This window comes from Chromobacterium sphagni (assembly GCF_001855555.1).
Taxonomy (GTDB): Bacteria; Pseudomonadota; Gammaproteobacteria; order Burkholderiales; family Chromobacteriaceae; genus Chromobacterium; species Chromobacterium sphagni.
This window is the reverse complement of sequence record NZ_MKCT01000073.1, coordinates 1-11,531: the sequence shown is the minus strand read 5'-3', so window position 1 is coordinate 11,531 and position 11,531 is coordinate 1. Positions and strand designations below refer to the sequence as shown.

At 66.3% G+C, this 11,531-nt stretch carries 3 protein-coding genes; all 3 read left to right on the top strand.

Translation table 11 applies throughout. The features are described from left to right. Window positions 1-3,018 (top strand): AMP-binding protein (locus BI344_RS20545; protein WP_139167092.1); only part of this gene is annotated, 3,018 nt, incomplete at its 5' end. Then, entirely contained in the window at window positions 3,015-9,461 is a 6,447-nt protein-coding gene (locus tag BI344_RS20540) for a type I polyketide synthase (protein WP_071114665.1), read from the top strand. The genes BI344_RS20545 and BI344_RS20540, both read left to right, overlap by 4 nt. Beyond that, a partial coding sequence (locus tag BI344_RS20535; RefSeq protein WP_071114664.1) for a serine hydrolase occupies window positions 9,454-11,531 on the top strand: 2,078 nt, incomplete at its 3' end. The genes BI344_RS20540 and BI344_RS20535, both read left to right, overlap by 8 nt.

Sequence of the window (11,531 nt, the reverse complement as noted above, 5' to 3'; positions counted from 1 at the left end):
TACGTCCGCGTCGCGCAGCCTGGGCTGGAGCCGTCGCTAAACCGGCTAGGCTTGGACTGGCTGGCGCAATCGAAAGCGACGCCGTTTGAGTTGGATGCGGAAGTGTTCCGGATCGCCTGCTTCCACGACGTGGAAGCGGGAGTGCTGAACATCGCTTTTTCCTTCCACCATATCCTGATGGACGGTTGGAGCAGTTCGTTGCTGATTTCCCTTTGGCTGCAGGGCTTGCGCGGACAGAGCATCGCTCCGCTGGAGGCCCGGCTGTATTCGCAGCAACTCTGGAAAGGGTTGAGCCCGCATGAGCTGCAAGCCAGCCGCGAATATTGGGACGCCGTGTTCCAGGGTCTGCCCGACGCGGATGCCGCTACGGCCACCAAGCTGCTGGCCGAGCCCTTGTTCCGCCGCGATGGCCAGCCGCGCTTGGGCAGGATGCCGGCAACGGCGCGGAGCCTGTGGCGCGCCGGACGCAAAGAAGAGATAGAGGCGCTTTGCCGTCGCGCCGGCGTCACGCCGGCAAGCTTTTTTTACCTGTGCTGGGCGCTGACCTTGGCCAAGCTCACCTTCCAGAAAAGCGTCGCTTTCGGTTGCGCGTTTTCCGGACGAGAGGCGGCGTTGGCGCACAACGCCGACCGCCAGCCACTGGGACTGTTCACCAATACCGTGCCGCTGATCCTGACGCTGGACGGCAAATGGAATGCAGAGGCGGCGCTGCGCGCCGTTTTCCAGACCCTGCAGCAGACACAGAGGCATGAGAAGACGCCGCCTTTGATGGTCAGGGAGGCGGCGGGACTGCGCGGCGAGCTGTACGACTCGCTGGTGGTTTTCGACAACTATCCCATCGACGCCAGTTTGCAGGACGCCGGATGCGGCGCGCATCTGGCCGAGCTGCATAGCGAGGAGACCACCCATTTCGGCCTGACGCTGACGGTTTCCGGCACCGACCAATGGAAGGTCGAGCTGAGCGCGGGCGAAAGCTACGAGGGCGATCCCGACGCGGTGGACGCGGTGTTTTACGCGTTCGAGTCTTTGGCGGCGGACCTGGCCGCCGCCCCGGCCGGCGCGCCGATCGGCGATCTGGCGTTAAGCCTGGGCCCGGATGACGCGATGGCCAGCTCCCTGGCGTGGGGCGAGCGAAATGCGCAAACGCCTGACATCAATGCGCTGTTGCAGCGCATCCAGCAGCGGTTAGGCGACTTCCCGGAGGAGGCCGGCCTGATACAAGGGCGCAGACGCATCGACAACCGCGAGCTTGGGCAGGGCATCCGCGCTCTGCAGGAGCAATTGCGGGGCGCGGGCTTTGTTCCCGGCGACAGAGTGGCCGTCCATCTGGACAAGGGGCTGTTGTCGACGCAGGCGATACTGGCGGTCCTGTTCAGCGGCGGCAGCTACTTCTACGTCAACCCGAAAGACCCGCCGCAACGCAAGCAAACGCTGCTGACCCTGGCGGGGTGCGGCATCGTGCTGTGCGGCGCGTCGCTGATCGCCGAACTGGGCGCCGACGTCGGCGGCCGCTTGTTGCTGGATGTCGAAACCGCTGCCGGACCGTCGGCTTTGGCCGGCGCGCCCGACCTGTGGCTCAAGCGGCACCCGGATGACGAGTTCTACTTCATCTTCACCTCGGGCACGACCGGCACCCCCAAGGGCATTTCCATCCGCAACGACTCGGTGGCGAACCTGCTGGACTGGTTTGTCAGGGAGACCGCCCTTGGCGCCGCCGACAGGGTGCTGGGGCTGACCGACCTGAATTTCGACCCCAGCGTGGAGGATCTGTTCGGCAGCCTCATCGCCGGCGCCGCCTTGATTTATCCCTCCCCGGACATCCTGCTGGATCGGCAGGCATTCATCGGTCTGTTGCGGGAAGAGGCGATCACCCTGATCAATTTCATTCCCGGTGCCATCGCGCAGCTGGTCCAGGATGCACCCTTGCTGCCCGCCATGCGCTTGTGGATATTCGGCGGCGAGGCGCTGCCGGTGCGGCTGCGCGACGAGTTGCTGCGGAAGGGCTACGCCGTCAGCAACCACTACGGCCCCAGCGAAACCACGGTCGACTGCCTCAGCGCCAGGCAGTCGCTCGCACGGGACGTTTCCATCGGCTGGCCGATTCAAAACGCCGTCGCCTATTGCGCGGACATTTTCGGTCAGCCGCTGTCCGCCGGGGTGCGCGGCGAATTGCGGGTTGGCGGCCGGCCGGTGGCGCGCGGCTATGCCGCCAATCCGGCCGAGTCCCGCAGAAGCTTCGTCGAATACGGCGGGCAGGCGTTCTACCGGACCGGCGACGCCGTGACGTTTTCCCCGGATGCCGGTTTCCAGTATCTCGGCCGGATCGACGATCAGGTGAAGGTGAACGGCGTGCGCATCGAGCCGCGGGAGCTGGAGCGGGTGGTGGAGGCGATGGCGGAGGTCAAGGCCTGCTGCCTGTTGCCGGTTTCGACGCGGGGAGGAAAACGGCAATGGCGTCTGTTTGTCGATGGCGCCGCGGAGCCGGAACATTTGCAGTCCCGTGTGCGCGAGCACATCCGCCGGAATCTGCCGGAGTCGTGGGTGCCCGCGCAGATTGTGGCGATGGACGGCTTCGCGCGCACCCTTACCGGCAAGATCGACCGCAGGCGGCTGCTGGAGCGTGCCGAGCAACAGGAGCTGCAGGCGCCCAGCCCGGCGGCCGCGACCGACCCGGTGGAGGAGAAGGTGCAGGAGGTCTGGCACGCGGTCCTGGAAAGCCGGGCGGCTACTGACGTCAATTTCTTCGACGCCGGCGGCGACTCCATCAAGATCATTGCGCTGCAATCCCGGATGCAGCAGGCGTTCGACAGGGATGTCGGCGTCGCGGTCCTGTTCGAACATCCAACCATCGCCTCTTTCGCCGGCTGGATCAAGCGCGGCGATGCGTCCGCCGGACATCCGGCCCCCTCCGTTTCCGGCATGCAGCCATTCGAAGAACAAAAGCTGTCATCGGCCCAGTCAGGCAAAAACCGGCTGGCGGACAGGCGTCGTAAAGCAAAAGGAAGTTCCGCATCATGAAACGCGAATATACCGGCAATGAAGTCGCCATCATCGGCATGTCTTGCAGATTTCCCCAAAGCCCGGATTGGCGGGTCTTCTGGCGCAACCTGTTGGAGGGGCGCGAGCTGGTAACGTTTTTCTCACGGGAGGAGTTGCTGGCTGCCGGCGAGCCGCCAGAGATCGTAGGCCTGCCCAATTACGTCCCCGCAAAAGCCTCGCTGGAAGACGCCGAGTGCTTCGATCACGGTTTTTTCGGCTATTCGCAGCGGGAAGCGCAAAAAATGGACCCGCAACTGCGGGTGCTGCATGAAGTCAGCTACAACGCCTTCCTGGACGCTGGGCTGACGCCCGGAGCGGTTACGCTGAACGCGGGCGTGTTCATCGGTTCCACCCTGAACCTGGAGCGGCTGGGACAGTTCGCCGGCGCCAGTCAGGACATCGCGGAAATGTTCGATGTCGGCAACTACAACGATCCGGCCTCGTTTGCGACGCAAATCGCCTACCGCATGAAGTTGAGCGGTCCTGCGCTGCATGTGCAGACCGCCTGCTCGACCTCGCTGTCCGCCGTGCATCTCGCTTGCAAGTCCTTGCTGGCCGGCGAGTGCGGCATGGCGCTGGCCGGGGGGGCGTGCATCACCGATCCGGTGGCGGGAGGCTACCTGCACCAGGACGGCATGATCCTGTCCCCGGACGGCCACTGCAAAACCTTCTCCGATGAAGGGCAGGGCACCGTGAACGGCAACGGCGTGGCGGTGGTGCTGTTGAAGCTGCTGGAGGACGCGCTGGCGGATGGCGACCCCATCCATGCGATCATCGTCGAGTCCGGCATGAACAACGACGGCGACAGAAAGGTGAGCTTCGAGGCACCCAGCGTGCAGGGGCAAGCCGAGGTCATCGCGCAGGTGTACCAGCTGGCGGACATTCCGTTCTCCAGCCTGGGCATGTTGGAAGCCCACGGCACCGCCACGGCGCTGGGCGATCCGATCGAGATCCAGGCGCTGAACCGGGTCGCGGCGGAATTGTTGCCGCCGGAGGAACTGGGTCGATTCCGCTGCGCCGTGGGCAGCGTGAAATCCAATATGGGGCACCTGGACGCCGCCGCCGGCATCGCCGGACTCATCAAGGCTGCCCTGAGCGTGCGCTTTGGCAAAATCCCCCCTTCCTTGCATTTTGGCCGGCCCAATCCGCATCTGGATCTGGATAGAACGCCTTTCTGGGTGCCGGCGCAGGCCGAGGCGTGGCCGGCGCTGCAGCCTATCCGGCGCGCCGGCGTCAGCTCGTTCGGCATTGGCGGCACCAATGTTCATGCCTTGCTGGAGCAGCCGCCGCAATCGCTCGCCAGCGACCCTGCGCCCTTTGGCGGCGAGCGCGCGGGCGCGGCGCAGATACTGCCGCTGTCGGCCAAATCGCCCGCTGCGCTGGCGCGTTTGATCGAGTCATACTCCGCTTACCTCGATGTCGATCAGGATGGCGCGGCGGACCTCGTCTCCATCGCCAGGCAGATGCAGGACAACCGGGCCGAGTATCCCAGCCGCGCGGCCTTCGTCGCCGCCGATGGCGACAGCTGGAAGCGGCAGTTGGACGACTGGGCGCTGATGGATGGCGCGCATGCGCCCGTGGCCGGACAGGTGTGGTTGTTTCCGGGACAGGGCGCGCAATCTCCGCAGATGGGCTTGCGCCTGGCGGAGCAATATCCGGCGTTCGGCGCCCTCTATCTGGGCTTGCTGGACAAGGCCGCGGCCTTGCTATCCATCGACCGGGAAGTCCTGATCGAATGCGTGAGGCAGCCCGATCAGTTATCGACCCTTTATCTGCAACCCATTCTGTATGCGGCGCAGGCTGCGCTGGGCGTCTGGCTGCGCCGTATCGGCTGCCAACCGGTTGCCTTGTGCGGCTTCAGTCTGGGCGAGTTCGCGGCGGCGGCCGCTGCCGGCGTGTTCAGCCCGGATGAGGGCATGGAGCTGGTGGTCGCGCGCGCGCGGCTGATGGATGCCATGCCCAGGGGGGCGGTCTTCGCCGCTAGTTGCAAGAAGGGCTTCGATGGCGGGTTTCCGGCTACATTATTATGGCGAGTGGCGGAACTCAGTCCGGGCACCTGGACGCTGGCTGCGGCTGAAGAGCGGGCGGCGGATGCGGAGAGCTGGCTGACCGAGCGCGGCTTCGCCTTCAAGCGAGTGGCGGTGTCGCACGCCTTCCATACGCCGCTGATCGAACCGGCCGCGCGCGCCTTTGGCGAGCTGCTGCAAGCCTATGCGCTGCAACCGGCGCAATGCCCGATCTACTCCACTTCCTTGGGCCGCAAGATAGCCGCGGACGAAATGTGCGATCCGTTGTACTGGGTGACCCAGATGTTGGCTCCAGTGCAATTGGGTGGCGCCTTGCGGCAGGCGGAGGCCGCCCATCCCGAGTCCTTGTATGTGCAAATCGGCGCCGGTTCGGACTTGCTGCAACACGCGCGCAAATGGCTGGGCCTGAGCGCGGACCGGCTGGCTCAGACTTTGGGCGCAGGCGGCTCGGAGCAAGAGGCGGATGCCGCGCGGCAGTTCATTGCCAAGGCCTGGACCCATGGCGGACAGATTGAATGGGCGCGGCTGCGCGAGGCCGCAACGCCGCAGCGCGAGGTTTTGCGGACGCATTTGCCAGGCCATGCATTCGAACGCCGCGTTTGCCCGCCGCTGGCGGGTGCCGCCGCGCAAGCCCTCGGTTCCGAGACGGTGTCCTCGTTGTTTTTCGGCGACCGATACTACGGGATGGAATGGGAGCGGGCGAGCGCGCCGGCGGTAGGGTCCGGCGCGCCGGATGCCGCTCCGGCCGCCTGGATCATTTGTCCGCGGGTCACGGAAAGGGAACGCGGCCTGGCAGCGGCCCTGGGATGGGGTGAGTGCTCGTTTATCGAATGCGGCGACTGGACCGGCGATTTCGCCAGTATCCACGCCGAACTGCAAGACTGGCTGTCGCGGCAAGGACTGCGGGCTTCCGCCTCCATGGATGTCGTCGTCACCGGATTGCTGGATGAGCTGGACGCGCGCCAAGCGCAGTTCTGGGCGTTCTGGCTGCCCATGGAGCTGGCGCGTTGGAGCGCGGCGCAATCTCCGGCGCCGAAGCTGCGGCTGCTGTTCCCCGCCAGGCAGATGGCGGCCTGGAGCGGTGCGGAAAAACTGGATGCGGAGAAGAGCCAGCTGCTGGGGCCGTTGCTGATCGCTCCGGAAGAGTACCCCGGCATCGCCGCCCTCTGCGTGGACATGGACAGCGCGGCGGCGGAGGATATCGCCGGCGGCCTGAAACCTTGGATCGAGGGCGGCTGGCAGGGCGGCCAGTTCTATTGCTTCCGCCGCGGCGGCTTCTGGCGCCGCGGCGTCACCTCGCGGGTGCAAAAGCAGTCGTTGAGCCGCACGCTGCCTGACATCGGCCGCAATAGCTGGGTGCTGGTCACCGGCGCCAATGGCGGCATGGGCGCGGCTATCGCCGAATACCTGGCGCGGGTCTACCACTGCAATCTGTTGCTGCTGACGCGAAAATCCTTGCCGAAACGCCGGGACTGGGCGGCGGAGGCGGCAAAGCAAGGCCCTGATGCGGCGTTCCTGCAATGGGTGTCGGGACTGGAGGCCAAGGGCAGCCGGGTGGTTTTGCTGCAAGCCGATCTGGGCGACGAGGCGTCGCTCGCCAAGGCGTTCGAACCGGTATTCCAGCTGGCTGCGCGCGGCGTGGGGCTGGATTACGTATTCCATACCGCCGGCCGCGGCGAGGGCGCGATGATGCAGATGCGCTCCGAGGCGGAATCCGCCGCCACGCTGGCACCCAAGGTGGCGGGAAGCCGTTTTCTCTGCGCCAGCCTGGAAAAGCTGGGGAATCCGGCGCTGCTGCTGTTTTCCAGCCTGGGCAATCTGCTGCCGAAGGAGAAAGTGGGCCAGGTCGCCTATGTCGCCGCCAACGCCTGCCTGGAGGCGTATGCCGAACAGGTGCGTGGCCAGGGCGGCAAGGCTCTGGCCATCGCCTGGGACGACTGGGCGGAGTCCGGCATGGCGACGCGCTCCGCCCAGCAGCTGGACCGGGCGCTCCGGCCGCCGGTTCAGGCCGCGCCATCTGGCGCGGTCGTCTGGCGCAGCCGCCTGGACGCAAGGCGGGACTGGTGGCTGGACGAGCATCGCATCGATGCGTCCACTGCGGTGATGCCCGCCATGGGCATGGTGGCTCTGGTCCACCGGGCCTTGGCGGAGTCGCGCGCGGACGGCGGGGCCTTCTCCTTGCAGGGAGTCGCCATCGAGCGGCCGCTGGTGGTGGCCGATGGCGCGGAGGCCGATATCGCGGTGGTGTTTGCCGATGGCTTCGGCGCCTTTGAAGTTTTTTCCGGCACCGGCGAGTTTTCCCGCGAAACCTGGCTCAAGCATGCCGGCGGCAAGGTGGCTGCGCGCGGCGACGCGGAGCTTGCCGCGGCCAGCCTCCCGGCGTTGTCCGGCGACGAGCTGTTCCGTGCTGGCGACGGCGGCGGCGTCAGCCCGAAAGGTGCGCTGGATTTCGGCCCGCGCTGGCGCAACGTGGTTGCCGTCGACCGGGTGGCGGCCGGCGCAGTGGTGAGTCGGCTGCAGCTTCCCGAGGCGTATCGCGGCGAGGCGTCGGCCTGCGGCCTGCATATCGCCCTGCTGGACACCGCGACGCTGATCGCCTCGCCCGAAGATGAGGGCGCGCAGTTCGCGCCGGTTTCCCTCGGCGGGTTCAGCCAGTTCGCGCCCATGCGCGACAGCGTGCTCAGCCATGTGCGGATTGGCGATCTGGGCGCCAACAAGCTGTTGCAGGTGAGAATTTACTCGGAAGATGGCGCGCTGCTGGTGGCGATTGACGACCTGCTGCTGGTGGATGCTTCCGCCGCGCTGCGGGGCGGCGACGCCAAGCGCCATGGCGTCATGCGCCTGAGCGGCGGCGAGGAGGGCGGCGGCAACTTCGCCTTCGCCACGCGGCTGGAGCCGCGCAGGGAACCCGGTCCGCAGGAGGTGGAAATCCAGGTGAAGGCGGCCGGTCTCAACTTCAAGGACGTGCTGATCGCGCTCGGCGTCTTGCCGGCTCCCGCTGATCCCAGCATGACCTTCGGCCAGGAGGCCGCGGGCGTGGTTACCCGGGTTGGTCGGGAAATCAAAGACGTTCGCGTCGGCGACAGGGTGATGTGCGCGGGGCACAGCTGCCTGGCGGAGCATGTCGTCATGCCTAGGCGCGTGGTGGCGCCTATCCCGCGCATGCTGGGGTTCCAGCAGGCCGCCGGGGTGCCGGTTGCCTTCACCACCGCCTGGATCGCCTTGCGCCACGCCGCCAACCTGAGGCGCGGCGAACGCATCCTGATCCACTCCGCAGCCGGCGGCGTCGGCATGGCGGCGCTGCAGATCGCCCTGCATCTGGGCGCGGAAGTCTGGGTGACCGCGGGCAGCGAAGAGAAGCGCCGCCTGCTGATGGACATGGGCGCCAAGGGCGCGGCGAATTCCCGAACGCGGGAGTTCGGCGATGTTTTCCGCCAGCAGCTGGGCTGCCGGCCCTTCGACGTGATTCTCAACGCGCTGGCGGGGGAGTTGCTGGAAGAAAGCCTGTCCCTGCTGGCGCCGCAGGGGCGTTTTCTGGAGCTGGGGCTGCGCGACATCCTGCAGAACTGGCAATTGGGATTGTCGATTTTCGCGGAAGGCGGCAGCTTCCACGCGGTGCAGGCGGGGGCCGAGCATCCGGCCTACCGCGAGGCATGGGCGGAAGTGGCGGCGCTGCTGGAGCAGGAAGCGCTCAAGCCGCTGCCGACCAAGGCCTACTCCGCCAGGGATATTGCCGACGCATTCCAGTTCATGGCCCAGGGAAAGCACATAGGGAAGATCGTCATCGCGATGGAGGCGCGCGGCGTGGAGCGCAGCTTCGCCGCCAAGTTGCGGGAAGAGGGGCTGAGCAATGCCGAAGGTACGCAAATCGCCATGGCGATGGCGGCGCTGGTCCGTCAAAGCCGGGTGTCCTATCTCGCGGTGTCCAAGCTTCCCATCGGCGCGGTGCTGGAAAAGCAAGCGAGCACGCAGCAGATGCTGTTCGGCCCGGGCGCAAGGTCCGGCGGACCGGAAGCGGCGGCCGGCGGCCTCGAAGACTCGCTCAAGGGCGTGGACGCTGAAGCGCTGTTGCCGGCGATGCGCGCCATGCTGGAAGGTTTTCTGGGCGAGGATGAATTGGATGTGGACGCCAGCTTCTTCGCATTGGGCGCCACCTCTCTGGATCTGATCCAGTTCGCCAAAAGGCTGGAGCAAAGGCTGGAGCGCGAGGTTCCGGTGGCCTTGTTGTTCAAGGCGGCTTCGCTGCGCGAGCTGAGCAAGGAGTTGGCGCCATCCGCCGCGGAGGAGGCGCAAACACCGCAGTCTCCTGGCGCGGGAGACAAGCGGCGCGCCTTGCTGGCCCAGCGCAAATTGCGGAGCGCGGGCGCCAGGCAGGAGGGCGAGATCAATGACTAAGGCCGGTTTTTTCCGCATGGGCGTTTTTCTGCTCAGCCTTTGCCTCGTGTTGACGGGACGCGCTTTCGCCGACGCCGCCAATCCCGGGCCTGGCGCCGATATGCGGCAGCTGGCCGGCGAGTTGAGCCAGCGCTGGGACGCTGGCCAGGTGCCCACCGGGGGGCTGAGCGTGGTGGTGGGCGGCCAGGCGCGAACGCTGCGCCTGGGCAAGGGCGAAGCCGGCGTCTTCGAGCTGGCGTCCTGCTCCAAGGCCTTTACCGGCTTGCTGATCGCGCTGCTGGAGCAGGAGGGCGCGCTGAGCCGGGACGACGCCCTCACCAAGTGGGTGCCGGAGTTGGCGCGGCATCCGAAGATGGGTTACTCGGCCGTTCGTCTCAAGAACCTGCTGTTCCATACCAGCGGACTGTCGGAGGATACGCTCGATCTTCTGCGTCCCAACAGCGGCCCCAATGCCCTGGAACAACTGCCGGCGCTGTTGAAGGATGTTCCGCTGGCCTATCCGGTCGGCAGCAAAGAGGAATACGCCACGCTGAATTACAGCCTGCTGGGTTTGGTGGCGGAGCGGGCGACGGGGAAGTCCTTCGCGGCATTGATGAGGGAGAGGATTTTTCTGCCGCTGGGCATGAGCCACACCTTTGTCGAGGGCGATCCGGCCGCGCCAGCCGCCGCGGCGCGCATCCCGGGCTACAAGGTCGGCTTCACCGCCGCCCAACCTTTCCGAGCTCCCCGCTATCTGCAAAACGCACCGGCGGGTTATGTGCTCAGCACGCCGGAGGACATGGCCGCCTGGTTGCGCTTCCTGCTACAGCGCGAGGCCCGGCCGACCGGCGACGAGCGCCAGGCCGCGCTGTATGCGGCATTGCGGCAGGCGAAGCGCCCGTACGGAGGAGATGGCGATGCGGGCTATGCCTATGGCTGGGATGTTGAGGCTGGCAAGACCACCAGCTGGAGTCACCCGGGGCAGAACCCCAACGCCGGAGCCTATGTCGCGTTCGACCCGGAAACCGGCGTCGGCGTCGCCCTGCTGGGCAACAGCAACAGTCCGCAGGTGATGCAACTGGGGCGGGCCATCTTCGAGCGCTTGCGCGCAGCGGATGCCCAGGCGTTGCCGTCAAGCTTTGCCGCCGACGTCGGCGATTGGATTTCCACCGCGGCGGCGGCGTTGTTCTGGCTAGGCGGGGCGCTGCTGTGGCCGGCGCTGGCGCGCTGGGGGAAAGGAGCAAGCGGCGCTGCCGCCGACATTTCCGCCAATCGGCTGGAAACCGCGATCATCCGGGAAAGCTTCGTGCAGTCCGCCGAGAACCCCGGCTGGCGCGCCTTCCTGGGGCGGCTGATCGTGCAGAACGCGGCGCTGGTTTCCGCGCTGGCGATTGCGCCTCCGCTGTTGGTGGGCCTGGGGTGGGCCAATCTGCTGATATGGGGACCCGCCAGCCTGCCGGTGGCCGCCGCGGGGCTGCTCTTCTTCGCCAACGCGGTCAGTCTGTTCTTCTTCCTGGCGGCGCGGCGCAGCGAGGCCTTCTCCAGCAAGACATTTTCAAGCCTGATGATCGCCAAGGTCGTCGGCCTGACGGTGATTTCCGGTTTGCTCAACTCCGCACTGGTCCTGTGCATCATCCAGGCCATCGGCAGCCCGTCCTCGCATCTGCTGTACAGCGCCGTGTTGCTGTTCAACTGCGTCTATTTCTATATCTCGTCCCGCAAGGCCGCCGAGCAGCAGATCATGCGTTTCGGCCACTCTTTCGTGCAGGGCTGGAGGATGGAGATCATCCGCAAACTGCTGGCGTCGGATTACAAGAGCATAGAGCGGCTGTCGCCGGGAAAGATACAGACCGTGGTGGGGGAGGACTCTCAGGAGCTGGCGAAGAGCGTGCTGGCATTTGTTCCCTTCTTCGCCAATCTGCTGACCATCGTGTTCCTGTTCGCCTATCTGATGGCGTTCAAATCCGCACTGGCCACCTCGGTGCTGCTGGCATGCGTGCTGCCCATGGTCGGGCTGTACTACTACGTTTCCGAGCGCGCCAACCGCATCATGCCGCAGGCCCTGAGCACCCGCAGCGAATTCATGGATAC